Annotated in this window: 14 protein-coding genes; 6 read left to right on the forward strand and 8 right to left on the reverse strand. The window is 69.0% G+C overall.

The genetic code is table 11. From position 1 onward, the window contains the following. Nucleotides 1–47: 47 nt before the first annotated feature. Genes BM162_RS05795 through BM162_RS05805 form a run of 3 tightly spaced genes read right to left on the reverse strand, consistent with a single transcriptional unit; the run spans nucleotide 48 to nucleotide 4,004 of the window. Nucleotides 48–2,255 carry an RNA degradosome polyphosphate kinase gene (locus BM162_RS05795; protein WP_093418992.1) on the reverse strand — a complete coding sequence of 736 codons (2,208 nt, stop codon included), beginning with the start codon at nucleotides 2,253–2,255 and terminating at the stop codon, nucleotides 48–50. Next, nucleotides 2,252–2,935, reverse strand: a complete 684-nt coding sequence (locus BM162_RS05800; protein ID WP_093418995.1) for a DnaA/Hda family protein — start codon at nucleotides 2,933–2,935, stop codon at nucleotides 2,252–2,254. The genes BM162_RS05795 and BM162_RS05800 overlap by 4 nt, the downstream gene beginning before the upstream one ends. Before the next feature lies 1 nt (nucleotide 2,936). Beyond that, on the reverse strand, nucleotides 2,937–4,004 hold the full coding sequence (locus BM162_RS05805; protein ID WP_093418997.1) for an AI-2E family transporter: 1,068 nt from the start codon (nucleotides 4,002–4,004) through the stop codon (nucleotides 2,937–2,939). 132 nt (nucleotides 4,005–4,136) lie between these two features. On the opposite strand from BM162_RS05805, the gene proS reads away from it, so the two are divergent. Beyond that, on the forward strand, nucleotides 4,137–5,471 hold the full coding sequence (gene proS / locus BM162_RS05810; RefSeq protein ID WP_093419000.1) for a proline--tRNA ligase: 1,335 nt from the start codon (nucleotides 4,137–4,139) through the stop codon (nucleotides 5,469–5,471). Nucleotides 5,472–5,487: 16 nt separating this feature from the next. Here the strand turns inward: proS and BM162_RS05815 are convergent, their stop codons facing one another. Continuing rightward, on the reverse strand, nucleotides 5,488–6,129 hold the full coding sequence (locus tag BM162_RS05815) for a Rho termination factor N-terminal domain-containing protein (protein WP_093419003.1): 642 nt from the start codon (nucleotides 6,127–6,129) through the stop codon (nucleotides 5,488–5,490). Nucleotides 6,130–6,278: 149 nt separating this feature from the next. On the opposite strand from BM162_RS05815, the gene BM162_RS05820 reads away from it, so the two are divergent. From BM162_RS05820 to BM162_RS05830, 3 genes are all read left to right on the forward strand, one after another. Beyond that, nucleotides 6,279–6,770 (forward strand): DUF2937 family protein, encoded by a 492-nt coding sequence (locus BM162_RS05820; RefSeq protein WP_093419006.1) that lies wholly within the window; start codon nucleotides 6,279–6,281, stop codon nucleotides 6,768–6,770. A gap of 52 nt (nucleotides 6,771–6,822) precedes the next feature. Continuing rightward, on the forward strand, nucleotides 6,823–8,109 hold the full coding sequence (locus BM162_RS05825; protein WP_093419009.1) for a lipoprotein-releasing ABC transporter permease subunit: 1,287 nt from the start codon (nucleotides 6,823–6,825) through the stop codon (nucleotides 8,107–8,109). Nucleotides 8,110–8,394: 285 nt separating this feature from the next. Beyond that, nucleotides 8,395–9,072 carry an ABC transporter ATP-binding protein gene (locus BM162_RS05830; protein ID WP_093419012.1) on the forward strand — a complete coding sequence of 226 codons (678 nt, stop codon included), beginning with the start codon at nucleotides 8,395–8,397 and terminating at the stop codon, nucleotides 9,070–9,072. 31 nt (nucleotides 9,073–9,103) lie between these two features. On the opposite strand, the gene BM162_RS05835 is transcribed toward BM162_RS05830, so the two are convergent. Then, nucleotides 9,104–9,814, reverse strand: coding sequence for a DUF1194 domain-containing protein (locus BM162_RS05835; protein WP_093419014.1), 711 nt, complete (start codon nucleotides 9,812–9,814; stop codon nucleotides 9,104–9,106). Between the two features lie 127 nt (nucleotides 9,815–9,941). Between BM162_RS05835 and BM162_RS05840 the strand changes: the two genes are divergently transcribed. Further along, nucleotides 9,942–10,343: a c-type cytochrome gene (locus tag BM162_RS05840; protein WP_093419017.1), complete on the forward strand. Its 402-nt coding sequence runs from the start codon at nucleotides 9,942–9,944 to the stop codon at nucleotides 10,341–10,343. Here BM162_RS05840 and BM162_RS05845 read toward each other — a convergent pair. Next, nucleotides 10,340–11,020, reverse strand: coding sequence for a hypothetical protein (locus BM162_RS05845; protein WP_093419020.1), 681 nt, complete (start codon nucleotides 11,018–11,020; stop codon nucleotides 10,340–10,342). The two genes, BM162_RS05840 and BM162_RS05845, sit on opposite strands and share 4 nt — an antisense overlap. 90 nt (nucleotides 11,021–11,110) lie before the next feature. On the opposite strand from BM162_RS05845, the gene BM162_RS05850 reads away from it, so the two are divergent. Further along, nucleotides 11,111–11,503 (forward strand): c-type cytochrome, encoded by a 393-nt coding sequence (locus tag BM162_RS05850; protein ID WP_093419023.1) that lies wholly within the window; start codon nucleotides 11,111–11,113, stop codon nucleotides 11,501–11,503. A 621-nt stretch (nucleotides 11,504–12,124) separates the two neighbouring features. On the opposite strand, the gene parE is transcribed toward BM162_RS05850, so the two are convergent. Both parE and ileS read right to left on the reverse strand, forming a co-directional pair. Further along, the gene (gene parE / locus BM162_RS05855) at nucleotides 12,125–14,083 is read right to left on the reverse strand and encodes a DNA topoisomerase IV subunit B (RefSeq protein WP_093419025.1); all 1,959 of its coding nucleotides are present in this window, start codon (nucleotides 14,081–14,083) and stop codon (nucleotides 12,125–12,127) included. A 350-nt stretch (nucleotides 14,084–14,433) separates the two neighbouring features. Beyond that, the gene (gene ileS, locus BM162_RS05860; protein ID WP_093419028.1) at nucleotides 14,434–17,430 is read right to left on the reverse strand and encodes an isoleucine--tRNA ligase; all 2,997 of its coding nucleotides are present in this window, start codon (nucleotides 17,428–17,430) and stop codon (nucleotides 14,434–14,436) included. Nucleotides 17,431–17,583 lie beyond the last annotated feature (153 nt).

Raw genomic sequence — 17,583 nt, forward strand, 5'->3', positions numbered from 1 at the left:
TCCCCCTCGAAGCTGCGGGGCGGACCTTAGCCGCCCGTGCCCTCAGGTCAATCTCTGGCGTGCGCCAGTTGCGGGACGTCACCGGCCCCCGCCGTGCCCCGGCCCGAAAGCGAGGGGTTCTCCATGAAGAAGCGGTGGCAGTTGAAGGCATAGCCGGTCTCGTCGGGCGGGTAACGCGTGAAGGTGCCGTCGGGGTTCAGCACCCAGCTTTGCGCCGTGTCCGCCATGTTGGCGGCCATCACCTGGCTGACGATCTGCGCCTTCACGGTGGGGTTGTTGCACTCGACCAGCGTTTCCACCCGGCGGTTCAGGTTTCGCCCCATCCAGTCCGCCGACGACACGAACACCCGCGCCTGGGTCGAGGGCAGGTCCGCGCCATTGCCGAAGCAGACGATGCGCGAATGTTCCAGGAACCGGCCGACGATGGACTTCACGCGGATGTTCTCGCTCAGGCCGGTCACGCCGGGGCGCAGGCAGCAGATGCCGCGCACCACCAGGCTGATCTTCACCCCGCGGCGCGAGGCATCGTAAAGCGCGTCGATCACGTCGGACTCGGTCAGCGCGTTCATTTTGGCCCAGATCGCCGCCGGCTTGCCCGCGTCCGCGTTCGCCGCCTCGGCCGCGATCAGGTCCAGAAGATGCGACTTCAGGTTCAGCGGTGATATCGCCATGTTCTCCAGCCGTTCGGGCTGCGCGTAGCCCGAGAGATAGTTGAACACCCGCGTCGCGTCGCGCCCCAGCGCGGCATCGCAGGTGAACAGGCTGAGGTCGGTGTAGATGCGCGCGGTGATCGGGTGATAATTGCCGGTCCCAAAATGGGTATAGGTCACCAGCTCGCGGCCCTCGCGGCGGACGACCGAGCTGACCTTGGCGTGGGTCTTGTAGCTCATGAAGCCATAGACGACATGCGCCCCCGCCCGCTCCAGCTTGCGCGACTGGCGGATGTTGGCGGCCTCGTCGAACCGGGCCTTCAACTCGACCAGCGCGGTGACCGACTTGCCGGCCTCCGCCGCCTCGCACAGGGCGTCGACGATGGGCGACTGCTTCGATGTGCGATAGAGCGTCTGCTTGATCGCCAGCACGTTCGGGTCGGCGGCGGCCTGGTTGAGGAAGCGCACCACCATGTCGAACGTCTCGTACGGGTGGTGCAGCAGCATGTCCTTCTGCTTGATCGCGCCGAACATGTCGCCGTCATGGTCCTGCACCCGCTCGGGCACGCGGGGGGTGAAGGACGGCCACAGCAGGTCGGGCCGGGTGTCGAGCACCAGTTCCTTCAGGTCGGCGATGCCCAGCAGCCCGTCGATCTCGACGACCTCATCCTCGTTTGCGTGCAGCTCGTCCATGATCAGCTTGCGCAGGCCGGCAGGCGCGCCCGAGGTGATCTTGAGCCGCACGACCTCGCCCCGCCGCCGCCGCTTCAGCGCGACCTCGAACTCGCGCACCAGGTCCTCGGCCTCTTCCTCAACCTCGATGTCGCTGTCGCGCAGGACGCGGAAGGCGCAGTTGCCCAGTTCGGCGTAGCCCGGAAACAGCCGGTCGAGATGCATCAGCAGCAGGTCCTCGAGCGGAAGGTACCGCATCTGCCCCTCGGGGGCGGGCAAGCGCACGAAGCGGTCGGTCTGCTGCGGGATAGGCAGCAGCGCGCGCAGCTTGCGCTTGTCCGTCCGCCGTTCGAGCTGAAGCGCCAGGGAGAAGCCGGTGTTGGGGATGAACGGGAACGGGTGCGCCGGGTCGATGGCCATCGGCGTCAGGATCGGGAAGACCTGCGCCAGGAAGACGTCTTCCAGATACGCGCGGTCCTCGGCGCTCAGGTCGTCGCGGCCTAGCACGTGAATGCCCTCGTCGCGCATCAGCGCGATCAGCGTCTCGAACACGTGCTGCTGGCGGCCCATCAGCTCGCGCGCGTCGCGGTTGATCAGCTTGAGCTGCTCGGCCGGGGTCAGCCCGTCGGCGGCGGGCGTGGTGTTGCCCGCCTGCGCCAGCTCGCGCAGGCCCGCCACGCGCACGGTGTAAAACTCGTCGAGGTTGGTGGCCGAGATCGACAGGAAGCGCAGCCGCTCGAGCAGCGGCACCTTCGGGTTCTCGGCCTCTTCCAGCACGCGCCAGTTGAAGGCCAGCCAGCTGAGCTCGCGATTGATGAAGCGCGCCGGGCCCTCGACGTCGCGCTCTTCGGGCGCGGGCAGGGGAGCGTGCAGGAAGTCCGACGGGACGGGCCGGACCTCGGCGGGCTTCAGAGCGGCGTCATGCTCGGTCATGTCTCCTCCGGAGTGATCTCGGCCAGAACCTCGCGTGCCAGTGGCACACGAACTTCACGCTTTTCTGACAGCGCCCGCGCGTCCAGCCGTTCGACCACCCGCCGCGCGGTGTCGAAGTCGCGGTCGATGCGCGGCACGAGATAGTGGATCAGCTCGGCCTCGACCGTCAGCTGCCGGTCGGCGAGCCGCTTGAACAGGATCGCAGCCAGCAACGCGTCGTCGGGCGGCTCGATCCGGACGGCGGGGGTGCCCTGCATGCGGCTGGTCAGGTCCGCCAACGCCAGCGGCCAGCGGCCCGGCGCCTCGGCCCCCGTCAGAAGCAGCGTGTGCCCGTTGGCCAGCACCAGGTTGTGCAGGTGGAACAGTGCCCGCTCGCGCACCTTGTCGCCGGCGATCGCCGGCACGTCCTCGACCGCCAGGTCGCCCTCGGCCAGCGCGGGCACCAGGTCCTCGCTCAGCTCCGCCGCCGACACGATCCGCCCGCCGCTCTCGGCCGCCCAGACGTGGACGAGGTGCGTCTTGCCCGCCCCGCGCGGCCCGGTGAGGGCCAACTTGCCGGCGGGCCAGCCGCGCCAGTCCTCGATCATCGCCACTGCCCAGGCATTGGCGGGCGACACGAAGAAGTCATCGCGGCCCAGCGCTTCGCGGACGGGCAGGCGGAAGGTCAGCTGACGGCTCATCTCAGCCCTCCTCGTCGGTGTCGAGCCCGCGATAGAGCCGGCTGTCGCGATAGCGTTCGGCGGCGAAACGGGCCAGCACGCCCAGCGCCGCGGCTACCGGAACCGCGACCAGCAGACCGACGAAGCCGAACAGCGCTCCGAAGGCGGCCAGCGCGAAGAGCAGCCAGACCGGGTGAAGGCCCACTGACCCGCCCACCAGCTTCGGCGTCAGGATGTTGCCCTCGACGAACTGGCCGGACTGGAAGATCGCCCAGACCGCGACGATCCACAGCCAGTCGCCCCAGAACTGGAACAGCGCCAGCCCGATGGACATCACCCCGCCCACCAGCGCGCCGACATACGGGATGAACGTCAGGAACCCTGCGATCGCCCCGATCACCAGTCCGAACTGCAACCCTACCGCCATCAGCGCGAAGGCGTAGTAGAGCCCCAGGATCAGGCAGACGAGTCCCTGTCCCCGGATGAACGAGGCGAGCGTGTTGTCGATTTCGCGCGCGAGCCGGCGGATGGTCGGCGCGTGGTCGCGCGGCAGCATCGCGTCGACCCGCGCCACCATGTGATCCCAGTCGAGCAGAAGGTAGAACGCCACCACCGGCACGATCACGAACAGCAAGAGGACGTTGAAGATCCCCGAAACCGAGGCCAGCAGCGTGTTCAGGAACTCACCGCCGCGCGCCTGCACCGTCTCGCCCAGCCGCAACAGCGACTGGCGGATCGTCGAGTCGGGCTCGACGAGGTCGGGGAACCGCTCGGTCAGGAAGGCCTGCAGGTTCTGCACCAAGTGCGGCAGCATCTCGATCAGCGCCGCCGCCTGGTTGACCAGCGTCGGCACCACCAGCAGCGCGAGCAACACGAAGATCAGCAAGGCGAAGAACGTGATCACAGTCGTCGCCAGCGCCCGCGACAGGCCCAGCCGCTCCAGCCGGTCGGCGATCGGGTCGAGGATGTACGCGATCGCCCCGCCCAGCAGGAACGGCATGATGACGTCGCCCAGCCACCACAGCAGGAACAGGAAGACCGCCGCAGCGATCCCCCAGTATTTCACCTGATCCCTTACGGGAAGCGCCATGCGTCGCGAGCCTCTTGTTCAGCTTCCGGTTTCGCCCATCGGCCCCCGCCGCGCAAGGGTGCGCCGCTTGTGCGGGCAGGGGGGATGCCTTAGACGGGGCCGGATACGACCCGGAAAGAGGTTTTCGCCCAGATGCGCCTGACCCGCTACTTCCTGCCCGTCCTCAAAGAGACTCCGTCCGAGGCCCAGATCGTCAGCCACCGCCTGATGCTGCGCGCGGGGATGATCAAGCAGGCGTCGGCGGGCATCTATTCCTGGCTGCCGCTCGGCTACAAGGTGCTCCGCAACGTCGAGCGCATCGTGCACGAGGAACAGCAGCGCGCGGGCCATATCCCGATGCTGATGCCCACGCTGCAATCGGCCGACCTGTGGCGCGAATCCGGCCGCTACGACGCCTATGGCCCCGAAATGCTGCGCATCCGCGACCGGCACGAGCGTGATCTGCTCTACGGTCCCACGAACGAAGAGATGATCACCGACATCTTCCGCAGCCACGTCAGCAGCTACCGCGACCTGCCGATGACGCTCTACCACATCCAGTGGAAGTTCCGGGACGAAATCCGCCCCCGCTTCGGCGTCATGCGCGGGCGCGAGTTCCTGATGAAGGACGGCTACAATTTCGACGTGGATTACGAAAGCGCCATCCACGCCTACAACCGCCACATGGTCAGCTACCTGCGCACTTACGAGCGCATGGGCCTGCAGGCGATCCCGATGCGCGCCGACAGCGGCCCCATCGGCGGCGACGACACGCACGAGTTCCTGGTCCTCGCCGATACCGGCGAGAGCGAGGTGTTCTACGATGCCGCCATCACTGACCTGAAGTTCGGTGACCGCAAGGTCGATTACGACAACCGGGACGAATGCGCCGAGATCGTGAAGGAGTGGACGACCCCCTACGCCCGCACCGACGAGACGCATGACGAGGCGATCTTCAACCAGGTGCCCGAAGAGCGCCGCCGCACCTCGCGCGGGATCGAGGTCGGCCAGATCTTCTATTTCGGCACCAAGTATTCCGAGCCGATGGGCGCGACCGTCGTCAACCGCGAGGGCCAGCACGTGCCCGTCCACATGGGCTCGCACGGTATCGGCGTCTCGCGCCTTCTGGGCGCGATCATCGAGGCCAGCCACGACGACAACGGCATCATCTGGCCCGAGGGCGTGACGCCGTTCCACTGCGGCATCGTCAACCTCAAGCAGGGCGACGCCGAGGCCGACCGCGCCTGCGAACAGCTCTACGACGCGCTGACCGCCAAGGGGCTCGAGCCGCTTTACGACGACCGCGAGGAGCGGGCAGGGGCCAAGTTCGCCACGATGGACCTGATCGGTCTGCCGTGGCGGATCACCGTCGGTCCGCGCGGGCTGAAGAACGGCGTGGTGGAACTGACCAGCCGCAAGACCGGCGAGAGCGAAGAGCTTTCGCCAGAGGTTGCCGTCGCCCGCGTGGCGGAAATCTACGGCAAGTAACGCCCCTGGCGCTGGCTCACGAAGCCAGCGCCTGCACCAGGTCCGACTTGCTCATTTGCGACCGGCCCTCGACGTCCTTGTCTTGGGCCATGTCGTAAAGCTCCTGCTTCGACATCTCCTCGAGCGCGGCGCGCGATCCCTTGCCGCGCCCGTTCCTGTCGGTGGCCTTGTCGATCTCGCGCAGCAGCTTGTCCTTCGACATCTTCGACCGCCCCTCGATGCCAAGATCGGCGGCCCGCTCGTCCAGCATCTTCTTGGTTGGACCGTTCTTCTTGATCTGCGCGACCTTCTCCTGAACGTCCTTCGGCTGGTTCACGAACTGTTTGTCCGCGGCCTTCTTCTTCTGGGTCGAGCGGGCATATTCCTCCTCGGTCAGCAGCATCCGCACCTTCTTGGGCAGATATCGCTCGCCGGTCTCGCCGCTCTGGCCGCCGGACTTGGTGCCCCACTCCTCCTCGGTCCACTTGTGCAGGTCGGTGTTCTTCTGCTTCGCGCCGCCGCTGTCGTCGTAGCCGCCGCCGCGTTTCTTGTATTCCTGCACCGCCATCTGGGCCTTGCGCGCCGACCACTGGCCGGGGTCGCCGCCCTTGTCGCTCTCGGTAATCTCCTTCTTCACCTTCTCCCAGAGCTTCGGGTCCGTCCGTTTTGCATTCGCCATGTCGTGTCTCCCTTCGGGCAGACGAACACCTGGCGCGCCATCGGGTTTCCGCTGGGGCGCACCTTGTCGCACCGGCCAACTGGCCAGCGCCGCGCGCGGTTGGTATCGTGCGGGCAGGCGGCGGCAGACCGCAGGGCAGAGAGGCACGGATGATCCGGACACTGGCACTGGCGGGCGGACTGGCGGGCGCGCTCGGCCTGTCGCAGTTCCCCGAGTTCTCGCAGCAATACCTCCAGCGCCTCTCCGGCGCACTGGATGAGCTGCGCGGCGTGGTCGTCGCCTTCGACACCACCGCCACCGCCGCCGGTCTGACCCGCGAAGAGGCGCTGAGCCAGGTCCGCGGCAACGCCGTCACCGACGAGCTGCGCGAGACGATGGCCACCTCGATCCGCCGCTACGAACGCCTGTCGCAGGACTACGACCGCCTCGCCCAGGCCGGCCCGCTCGAACGCCTCGCCCAGCCCTGGCGTTTCCGCGACACCACGCTCGTTCAGCGCACCGCCGACGACTTCTCGCCGGCCGTTCCCGTCACGCCCGCCGGCGTGGTCTGCGCCGGGCTCGGCTTCGCGGCGGGCTGGGGGCTGGTCGCCGGGCTTCTCTACGGCCTGCGCCGGGTGATCTTCGGGCGGCAGTTCGCTTGACCCCGCGCCCCGACCCCCGCTAACTCCCCGCGCCACTCACAGGAGCGTACCCTTGGCCGGCACGACCGCCCCGTTTTCCCGTTTCGAATGGATGATCGCCTGGCGCTATCTCCGCGCCCGGCGCGCCGAGGGCGGGGTCAGCGTAATGACCTGGATCAGCCTGATCGGCATCACCCTCGCCGTATTCGCCCTGATCGCCACGCTCGCCGTGCGCTCGGGCTTCCGCGAGGAGTTCGTGGACACCATCCTCGGCTCCAACGCCCACGTCACCGTCTACAGCCAGACCCGCGTCAGCGAGACCGGCCAGACCACCCGCGACATCCCCAACTATGCCGAGATGGCCGAGCGTATCCGCGCCGTCCCCGGCGTCACCCGCGCCGCCCCGCTGGTGCGCGGGCAGGTCATGGCCAACGCGCAAGGGGCCAATACCGGCGTCGCCGTCTACGGCATCGCGCCCGAGGACCTGCAGACCATCCCCCGCGTCGCCCAGCCCGAGGAGGCGCGCGGCGACATCGCCCGCTTCCCCGAAGGCGTGGCGGTGGGTTCGGGCGTGGCGCGCGATCTCGGCGTGGGCGTCGGCGACCGCATCCGCCTGATCTCGCCCGACGGGGTGAAGACCGCCTTCGGCACCTCGCCGCGCGTGTCGACCTACGAGATCACCTACATCTTCACCGCCGGGCGCTACGACATCGACCAGACCCGCGTCTACATGCCGTTCTCCGAGGCGCAGACCTATTTCAACAGCGAAGGCGCCGCCGACGAGATCGAGGTCTTCGTCGAGGATCCCGAGCAGATCGACCGCTACATCGGCCCGATCAGCGCCGCGGCCGGCGACGGCACCCTCTTCTGGACGTGGCGCGACAGCTCGGGCGCCTTCCTGCGCGCGCTCGACGTCGAGGACAACGTGATGTTCGTGATCCTGTCGATCCTGGTGCTGATCGCCGCGATGAACATCGTCTCGGGCCTGATCATGCTGGTGAAGAACAAGGGCCGCGACATCGGCATCCTGCGCACCATCGGCCTGACCGAGGGCTCCGTGCTACGCGTCTTCTTCATCTGCGGCGCGATGACCGGCATTCTGGGCACGCTCGGCGGCGTGATCCTCGGCTGCCTCTTCGCTGTCTACATCGATCCGATATTCTCGGCGGTGAACTATGTCATGGGCGGCGGCGTCTGGGATCCGTCGATCCGCGGCATCTACGCGCTGCCCGCCAAGCTCGAGGTGGCAGACGTTCTCGCCGCCATCGTCCTCTCGCTGGGCCTCAGCTTCGTCGTCACCCTCTTCCCCGCCCGCCGCGCCGCCCGCATGAACCCGGTCGAGGCCCTGCGCTATGAGTGACCGAACGCACCACCCCGCCCGCATCTTCGGTCCAGAAATATCCTCGGGGGGAGCGCCCGCAGGGCGCCGGGGGGCAGACAGCCCCCCGTCGACCCCGCGCCACACGCGAAGCGCCAGCCAACCTTGCTGCCCCGCGCCAAACGCCCGCCCCGGCCAACGGTCCGGGCCGCGCCCGGCCGCCCCGCCGGACGGACGCTTCCGCGCCCTCCCGCGGCCGGGCGCCGCCCTCTCGTCGGCGCGCAGCGGCGGTCGGCACCTCCCACCCGCCACCCGGAGCCGTCCCAAGTGACCGATTACGCCCTCCACCTCGACGCGATCGAGAAGGTCTACAACCGCGGCCGCCCAAACGAGGTGCAGGTGCTGCGCGGCGCCTCGCTGACCGTCGAGCCGGGCGAGGTCGTGGCGCTCGTCGCGCCCTCGGGCGCGGGCAAGTCCACGCTTCTGCACATCGCGGGCCTGCTCGACACCGCCGACACGGGCCGGGTCCGGCTCGGCGGGCGCGACATGACGGATCTCGGCGACCGCCGCCGCACCCGCGCGCGGCGGGCCGAGATCGGCTTTGTCTACCAGTTCCACCATCTCCTGCCCGAGTTCACGGCGCTCGAGAACGTCACCCTGCCACAACTGGCCAATGGAACCCCCGACCGTGCCGCCCGCGCGCGTGCGACCGAGCTTCTGGCCAGCGTCGGCGTCGACCACCGGGCCGAGCACCGCCCCTCGGCGCTCTCGGGCGGCGAGCAGCAGCGCGTCGCCTTCTGCCGGGCGCTGGCCAATGCCCCGCGTCTGTTGCTGGCGGACGAGCCGACGGGCAACCTCGATCCCACGACGTCTGACACGGTGTTCGCGGCGCTGATGAAACTGGTGCGGGAGACCGGCCTGGCCGCCGTCATCGCCACGCACAACCTCGAGCTGGCCGCGCGCATGGACCGGACGGTGCACCTGACCGAGGGGCGGGTTTCCTGACGGCCGGGCCCCGGCGCCGTGCGTCCACGCCCTAGCGCCGCGCCACGTCCGTCCCGGGCATCCGCCCGCCGATTTCGAGGATCAGCTTGCGGCGGACGGCATCGGCGAAGTCCTCCGGCCCGGTGGCGGCCACGACGAACGACCCGGGGCCGCCGATGATCCGCTCCTCGTATTCCCGCTCAAGACCGTCGTCCGACCACGGGACGAGGCAGTCGCGGCACAGGATCGGCAGGCCGTTGATCACGATGCCGGCCGCCAGAACCTCGGCCCGCGCCTCCTCGATCGAGGGGCCGTTCCAGTTGTTGGCGCTGTCGCCCGAGATGTCGATGACCTTGCGCCAGCCCTCGATGTGGTTTTCCTCGATCAGCCGCTTGCCGGTCAGCAGCGCCGAACCGATCGAGTTGCGCCCGAACGCCCGGCGCGGTGGTACGATCAGCGCCTCGGCGAAGCGCGCCGCGTCTTCGGGGCCGGCGATGATCGTCCAGGGCACCACCACGTCCTCCTGTCCCTCGCGCGCCCATTCGACATAGGTCAGCGCGATGCGGCCATAGGCGGTGCTGGTGATCGTCTCGACCACGCGCGGGTCGGTGATGGCGTCGGCATAGCCCTGCCGCTGGAACCGGATCTCCTCGGCGTCGATCGAGCCCGAGGAATCCGCCAGCAGCACCAGTTCCACCTCGACGTCCTGCGCCCGCAGGGGCGCGGCGGCGACAAGCGCGAGAAGAAAGATCAACATCCGCATGACTGCGCCAGATAGTGCAGCCTTCCCCAACGGAAAGCGCGCGGCGGCGCGTTGACGCGGATCAAGGCGGGGCCCGGCGGCCCGCACGACAGTGGCGGGATCGACATCCCCCGATCAGGAGGCCCCCATGCTCTACCGTACCGCTCTGCTCGCCGCGCTCGCCGCCGGTCCGGCCACGGCGCAGGACCCGGCCGAGGGCGCGGCGCTCTTCGCCACCTACTGCGTCTCGTGCCACGGGGCCGAGGCGCAGGGCGACGGGCCCATCCGCGACCTGCTGACGATCCCGCCCGCCGACCTCACCACTCTGGCGGCGCGCAACGACGGCGCCTTCCCGGTCTTCCGCGTCGCCCGCCAGATCGACGGCCGCGACCCCGTGATGGCCCATGGCGGGCCGATGCCCTTCTACGGCGACGTCTTCGACCAGGGCGGGTCGGTCATCCTCCAGGACACCAGCGGGCAGCCCATCGTGATGGGGCAGGGGATCGCGGACCTCATCGCCTATCTGCAAGAACTGCAGGAGCCGATCTAGCCGCAGATCCCCGCCGTCTTCGGCGCGTCCGGCGGCAGCCGCACCGCGTCACGCGGCACCCGGCTGTCGCGGGCGAGCGCGGGAAAGACCGGGCGCAGCAATTCGCGCAGCCGCGCGGTCCGTGCGCCCTTGGGGTCCAGCGCGCGGCAGCAGACGTATTCCTCGACCAGCGCCGCCTGCTGCTCGTAGCCGTGGTCGAAGAACGGCCGGTCCAGCGCCACCGCGAAGAGGTAGGGATCGTCCCCCGGCTTATGCTCGGCCGCCGCGCGCAGCGGGTGATACCCCGTCAGACGCCGGTTCTGCCACTGCCAGACATGGGTCAGCTCGTGGCCCAGGAACATCGCCTCGCGCAGCGGCAGCGTGTCGGGGTAGCCCGCCAGGTAGTCCTCCCGCCACGCCGGGTGCGAGGCGAAGAGCGTCTCGAACAGCACGATCCCCGCGACCGAGGCGCGCACCACCGGTCCCGTCTCGGGCGGATGGATGCGCTCGCGGCAGGCGACCTGCGGACGCGGCGGGCGCTCCATCTTGAAGCGGTCGATCAGGGGCACCCGCGCCACCCGTACCGCGTCGGCGTTCAGCGCGGGGCCGTGCAGAGTGTCCGCGAAGGCGCGCTCCACGTCCGTCAGCGGCCGACCGCATCCGGCAAGCGCGATCACGAGGCAAAGAAGGCGCAGCATGGCGAAATCCTAGCGCCCGCGTTACCCTCTGGCGAGAGCCGGGCGCACCGGCGCGGCCAAGACGTTGAGGAGGCGGAGTAGATGCGAAGAATGGCGGCATGGACGGCCCTGGCGGCAACGGCGGCGCTGCTCGCGGCCTGCGGGCAGGAGGAGCGGACGGCGCGGCAGGACTATGCCGCCTTCTGCGCCGGGTGCCACGGCGCCGACGGCAGCGGCACCGGCCCGACGGCTCGCGACTGGCCGCGCCCGGTGCCAGACCTGCGCACGCTGGCCACCCGCAACGGGGGCCCGTTCCCCACCGCCTACGTCGTCTCGACTCTTCTGGGCCGCGACCGCCCCGACGCCCACGGCGCCATGCCCCGCTTCTGGGGCGACATCGGCGGCGACCTCACCGTGCTCGACACTCCCGAAGGCGGCGTCCGCGTTCCCGAACGGGCGCTGGCGCTGGCCCGCTACGTCGAGCGCTTGGGAGAGGGCGGTTAGCAGCGTTTTCGAACCTCGGAGGAGGCAGAAAGGTCGGGCCGCGAATCCGAGCGGCGTCCCCGGTGCGCCAAGTCGCCAGCGACCGCCCCCGCACGCTGCGCCACCTCAAGCGCATCCCGCCCGGAATCAAGCCGAAGGCGCCGGGCGAGCGCCTGCCCGTCCCCACGGGCTGGCGCTTTGGCCGCCAGCGCGCGCCGCTCGGCCTCGTCGAGGAGTTGGCCGCTATGAATTGCGCTGCTCACTACGCGCGGCGCCATCCCGGGGGAGGCCCTCACCCGGCGCAGTGAGGACGCAGGCCGTTTCGGGACTGCCGGGCTCAGTCACGGATCAGCTCACTGCTACCAATCGCTTCCGCATCCCACGCCTGCGCAGCCGCACTGCCGCCCGGAAACGAGCCGAAGGCGCCGGGGGCGCGCCTGCCCGTCCCCACGGGCTGGCGCTTTGGCCACCCAAGCGCTCCGCTCGACCGAAGCCCCGACCTGGACACCATAAAGCGCGCCGCTCCCCCCGCGCGGCGCCACTTCACGGGCAGGCGCGCGCCCGGCGCTCCACCATCCAGCATAACGAAAGGCGGCCCCCGAAGGAGCCGCCTGCGTCTTCCTCAAGCCGGACCCGGCCGCCTCACACGTCCAGCTCCTCCACGAACTTCGCGTTCTCGCTGATGTACTGGAACCGCAGCTCGGGCTTCTTGCCCATCAGCCGCTCGACCAGGTCGCTGGTCTCGCCCGGCTCGTCCTCGTCGATCGACACCCGGATCAGCTTGCGCGAATTCGGGTCCATCGTCGTCTCCTTCAGGTCCTTGGGATCCATCTCGCCCAGGCCCTTGAAGCGCGACACGTCGATCTTCCCCTTGCCGCCCAAACCCTTCTTCAGCCAGGCGTCCTTCTCGGCCTCGTCCAGGCAATAGACCCGCTTGGCCCCCTGCGTCAGGCGGAAGAGGGGCGGGCAGGCCAGGTACAGGTGCCCGGCGTCGATCATCGGCCGCATTTGCGAAAAGAAGAACGTCATCAGCAGCGACGCGATGTGTGCCCCGTCCACGTCGGCGTCCGTCATGATGATGATCTTGTCGTAGCGCAGGTCGTCGATGTTGAACTTCGTCCCCATCCCGACGCCGAGCGCCTGGCACAGGTCGTTGATCTCGGCGTTCGATCCCAGTTTCGACGACGCGGCCCCCAGCACGTTGAGGATCTTGCCCCTGAGCGGCAGCAGCGCCTGCGTCTTGCGCTCGCGCGCCATCTTGGCCGAGCCGCCGGCCGAGTCGCCCTCGACGATGAAGAGCTCCGTGCCCTCGCGCGCCGAGGTCGAGCAATCCACCAGCTTGCCCGGCAGCCGCAGCCGCTTGGTCGCCGACTTCCGCGCGGTCTCCTTCTCCTGCCGCCGCCGCAGCCGCTCCTCGGCCTTGAGCACCAGGTAGTCGAGGATCGCGCCCGCCGACTTCGTGTCCGCCGCCAGCCAGTTGTCGAAGTGGTCGCGCACCGCGCCCTCGACCAGCTTCTGCGCCTCGGTGGTGGCGAGCCGATCCTTGGTCTGGCCCACGAACTCAGGCTCGCGGATGAAGCACGACACCAGCGCGCAGCCGCCCGAGGTCAGATCCTCGCGCGTGATCTGCGCGGCCTTGCGGTTGTTCACCAACTCGCCGTAGGCGCGGATGCCCTTCAGGATCGCCGCCCAGAACCCGGCCTCGTGGGTGCCGCCCTCGGGGGTCGGAACGGTGTTGCAGTAGGACTGGATGAAGCCGTCGCGCGACGGCGTCCAGTTGATCGCCCACTCGACGCTGCCGGGCCGGTCGAACTTCTCCTGGAACGACACTTTCCCGGCGAAGGGCCGGTCGGCATAGACCGCCGCGCTGCCCAGCGTCTCGCCCAGGTAATCGGCAAGACCGCCGGGGAAGTGGAACGTCGCCTCCTTCGGCGTCTCGCCGTCGTCGATCGCCGACTTCCAGCGGATCTCGACGCCCGAGAAGAGGTAGGCCTTGGACCGCACCATCTTCAGAAGCCGCGCGGGCTTGAACCGGTGATGCCCGAATATCTCCTCGTCGGCGTGGAAGGTCACGGTCGTCCCGCGCCGGTTCGGCGCGGCCCCGACCTCCTCGACCGGGCCCTGCGGGATGCCACGCGAAAAGCGCTGCTCCACCAGCTTGCGGTCGCGGGCGACCTGCACGACCATCGTGTCCGACAGCGCGTTGACCACCGAGGCGCCCACCCCGTGCAGACCGCCCGAGGTCTGGTAGGACTTGCCCGAGAACTTGCCGCCCGCGTGCAGCGTGCACAGGATCACCTCCAGCGCCGACTTGCCGGGGAACTTGGGGTGCGGATCGAACGGCATGCCGCGCCCGTTGTCGCGGATCGTCACCGAGTAGTCGGCCTGCAACTCCACCTCGATGCGGTTGGCGTGCCCCGCCACCGCCTCGTCCATCGAGTTGTCGAGGATCTCGGCCACCAGGTGGTGCAGCGCCCGCTCGTCGGTGCCGCCGATATACATCCCCGGCCGCTTGCGCACGGGCTCCAGCCCCTCGAGAACCTCGATGGAGGATGCGTCGTAAGAAGGCTCGGGAGCGCCCGCGAGAAGGTCGTCGGCCATTGTCACTGCTCGGTTGATTATGGTGCCGGGCATTAGAGCAGGTTTGCTCCGCCGGGAAAAGTGCCCCGCCGCCACGACACCGGCGACACGCCCGCGCAGCCCCGCCCGCCCGCAGCGCCTCCCGCCCCATCTTCGGTCCTCAAATCTCGGGGGGAGCGCCCGCAGGGCGCCGGGCGGCAGACGGCCCCCCGTCAACTCCTCGCCACACGCGCGCCGCCCCGGAATGGCAGGCGACCGACCCCCCCGCGCCTCCTGTCAAGCCCGAACCCGCTCCAACGAAAAACGCCCGCCTCCAACCGGATGCGGGCGTTTCTTCATGTCACCGCCGGTCCCCGGCGACGCACCGGTCCTCAGGCCGGCACCTCCATCTCGGTCAGCGCCGCGGCGCACCGGCCGCAGGTCCCTGGATGCGCGTGGCGGCCCACGTCGGGCAGGATTTTCCAGCACCGCTGGCACTTCTCGCCCTCGGCGCGCTCGAACACCACGCCCACGCCCGGCACCTCCGGCAGGCGGAACGCCTCCTGCGGGCTGGGATCGGCGGTCAGGGTGATCCCCGAGGTGATGCAGATGTCCTCGAACGCCACGCCCTTGAGCGCCTCCAGCGTCTCGGCCTCCTCGACATGCACCACCGGCGCGGCCTCGAGCGAGGCACCGATCACCTTGTCGCGCCGCTGCACCTCGAGCGCGGCGGTCACCACGCGGCGCACCTTGCGCACCCGCTCCCACTTCGCGGCGAGCGCGGGGTCCAGCCACGCCGCCGGCGTCTCGGGGATATCCACCAGGTGCACCGAGCTCGCCTCTCCCGGGAACCGCTCCAGCCAGACCTCTTCCATGGTGAACACCAGCACCGGGGCCAGCCACGTGGTCAGGCGGTGGAACAGCAGGTCCAGCACGGTCAGGGCCGCGCGCCGGCGCAGGCTGTCCTCGTCGCAGTAAAGCGCGTCCTTGCGGATGTCGAAGTAGACCGACGACAGGTCCACCGTCGCGAAGGTGAAGACCGCTTGGAACACCCCCTGGAAGTCATAGGCGGCATAGCCCTCGCGCACCGTGCGGTCGAGCTCGGCCAGCCGGTGCAGCACCCAGCGCTCGAGTTCAGGCATCTCCGACGCCTCCACCCGCTCGTCCTCGCGGAAGTGGGCGAGGTTGCCGAGGATGAAGCGCAGGGTGTTGCGCAGGCGGCGATAGCTGTCGGCGACGCCCTTGAGGATCTCGTCCCCGATCCGCAGGTCGGCGGTATAGTCCGACTGCGCCACCCACAGCCGCAGGATGTCCGCGCCGTATTGCTTGGTGACGTCCTCGGGCGCGACGGTGTTGCCCAGCGATTTGGACATCTTGTTGCCCTTGGCGTCGAGCGTGAAGCCGTGCGTCAGCACCCCGCGATAGGGCGCGCGCCCGACGGTGCCGCAGGCCTGCAGCATCGACGAGTGGAACCACCCCCGGTGCTGGTCCGTGCCCTCGAGATAGAGGTCGGCCAACCCGTCCTCGGACCCGTCCTCGCGGTCGCGCAGGACGAAGGCGTGGGTCGAGCCGCTGTCGAACCAGACGTCGAGGATGTCGAACACCTGCTCGTACTGCTCGGCATCATGGTCGCCCCCGAGGAACCGTTCCTTCGCGCCGTCCGCGTACCAGCAGTCCGCGCCCTCGGCCTCGAACGCCTCCACGATCCGCGCGTTCACCGCCGGATCGCGCAGCAGGAAGTCCGGCTCGTCCGGCTTGGCGCCCTTCTTCACGAAGCAGGTCAGCGGCACGCCCCAGGCGCGCTGGCGCGACAGCACCCAGTCGGGCCGGTTCTCGATCATCGAGTAAAGCCGGTTGCGCCCGGTGCGCGGCGTCCAGGTCACCAGTTCGTCGATCGAGGTCAGCGCGCGTTCGCGGATCGTCTTGCCGTACTGGTCCTTGCCGTCGCCCACTTCGCGGTCGATGGCCGCGAACCACTGCGGCGTGTTGCGATAGATCAGAGGCGCCTTCGACCGCCACGAATGCGGGTACGAGTGCTTCAGCTTGCCCCGCGCGATCAGCGCCCCGGCCTGCACCAGCGCGTCGATGACGGCCTTGTTGGCGTCGCCCTCCTTGCCGTTCGGCTTGAGGATGCGCTTGCCGCCGAAGAGCGGCAGGTTCTCGCGATAGGAGCCGTCCTCCATGACGTTGTAGGTCATGGGCAGCCCGTATTCGCGCCCAATCTTGTAGTCGTCGTCGCCGTGGCTCGGCGCGGTGTGGACAAAGCCAGTGCCCGCGTCGTCGGTCACGTGATCGCCCGGCAGAAGCGGCACGTCGAAGTCCCACTCGCCCTCGGCCCCCTCGACGCCCCGCAGCGGGTGGGCGGCGACAAGCCTTTTCAGCTCGTCGGCAGACACGTCGCGGACGCGCCGCCACATGTCATCGTCGAGCCGCGCCTTGCCCAGCACCTCCTCGGCCAGCGCATCGGCCAGCAGGTAACGGTCGCCGGCGGTCGCCCAGCATTCCTCGGGCGTGCCCGTGACCTCGTAGAGCCCGTACGAGATGCCGGGGCCAAAGCAGACGGCCCGGTTCTGCGGGATGGTCCAGGGCGTCGTGGTCCAGATGACCACCTGTGCATCTTCAAGTTCTGCGGCTTGTTCCCGAGCTCCGGCTTTGTGCTCCTCCCACTCCGGGCCCTCTAGCGCCTTCATCGGCTGCGAATTCTGCATGATGTTCGCCGCAACCACCGGGAACTTCACCCAGATCGTGTGGCTCTCGTGGTCGTGGTACTCGACCTCGGCCTCGGCCAGGGCGGTCTTCTCCACCGGTGACCACATGACGGGCTTGGACCCTTGGTAGAGCGTGCCGTTCATCAGGAATTTCATGAACTCCTCGGCGATCACGCGCTCGGCGTGGAAGTCCATGGTCAGGTACGGCTTTTCCCACTTGCCGGTGACGCCCAGCCGCTTGAACTCGTCGCGCTGGACGTCGATCCAGCCCTCGGCGAAGCGGCGGCATTCCTGGCGGAAGTCGATGACCGGCACCCGGTCCTTGTCGAGGCCCTTCTTGCGGTACTGCTCTTCGATCTTCCACTCGATCGGCAGGCCGTGGCAGTCCCAGCCGGGGATATAGCGGGCGTCCTTGCCCATCATCTGCTGCGAGCGGACCACCATGTCCTTGAGCACCTTGTTCAGCGCGTGCCCGATGTGCAGGTGGCCGTTGGCATAGGGAGGGCCGTCGTGCAGCACGAAGGGCGCGCGCCCCTCCTTTTCCCGCAGGCGGTCGTAAACCCCGATCTCCTCCCACCGCTCCAGCCAGCCGGGCTCGCGCTTGGGCAGGCCCGCGCGCATGGGAAACTCGGTCTGCGGCAGGTGCAGGGTGTCTTTGTAGTCAGGCGTGTCGGCGCACATCACGTGTCGTCCTTGGAATGTCGCGTGGAGAGGTGTGAGAGCGGCGCGGAAGTCCAGACGCCTTGTCCCGGCGGCTCCGGTGTCTCAGAGCGCCGGGCCGCTAATTCGCAGGATGATCGGGCATATCCGGGTCATGGGCGGCGTTATAGGCAT

Origin of the sequence: Tranquillimonas alkanivorans (assembly GCF_900115595.1) — a bacterium.
Taxonomy (GTDB): Bacteria; Pseudomonadota; Alphaproteobacteria; order Rhodobacterales; family Rhodobacteraceae; genus Tranquillimonas; species Tranquillimonas alkanivorans.

Coding starts and splice junctions, on each gene's coding strand:
- BM162_RS05835 (WP_093419014.1), bottom strand. CDS start 9,814: ATGCGGATGTTGATCTTTCTTCTCGCGCTTGTCGCCGCCGCGCCCCTG.
- BM162_RS05815 (WP_093419003.1), bottom strand. CDS start 6,129: ATGGCGAATGCAAAACGGACGGACCCGAAGCTCTGGGAGAAGGTGAAG.
- BM162_RS05800 (WP_093418995.1), bottom strand. CDS start 2,935: ATGAGCCGTCAGCTGACCTTCCGCCTGCCCGTCCGCGAAGCGCTGGGC.
- BM162_RS05820 (WP_093419006.1), top strand. CDS start 6,279: ATGATCCGGACACTGGCACTGGCGGGCGGACTGGCGGGCGCGCTCGGC.
- ileS (WP_093419028.1), bottom strand. CDS start 17,430: ATGTGCGCCGACACGCCTGACTACAAAGACACCCTGCACCTGCCGCAG.
- BM162_RS05795 (WP_093418992.1), bottom strand. CDS start 2,255: ATGACCGAGCATGACGCCGCTCTGAAGCCCGCCGAGGTCCGGCCCGTC.
- parE (WP_093419025.1), bottom strand. CDS start 14,083: ATGGCCGACGACCTTCTCGCGGGCGCTCCCGAGCCTTCTTACGACGCA.
- BM162_RS05845 (WP_093419020.1), bottom strand. CDS start 11,020: ATGCTGCGCCTTCTTTGCCTCGTGATCGCGCTTGCCGGATGCGGTCGG.
- BM162_RS05805 (WP_093418997.1), bottom strand. CDS start 4,004: ATGGCGCTTCCCGTAAGGGATCAGGTGAAATACTGGGGGATCGCTGCG.
- BM162_RS05840 (WP_093419017.1), top strand. CDS start 9,942: ATGCTCTACCGTACCGCTCTGCTCGCCGCGCTCGCCGCCGGTCCGGCC.
- BM162_RS05850 (WP_093419023.1), top strand. CDS start 11,111: ATGGCGGCATGGACGGCCCTGGCGGCAACGGCGGCGCTGCTCGCGGCC.
- proS (WP_093419000.1), top strand. CDS start 4,137: ATGCGCCTGACCCGCTACTTCCTGCCCGTCCTCAAAGAGACTCCGTCC.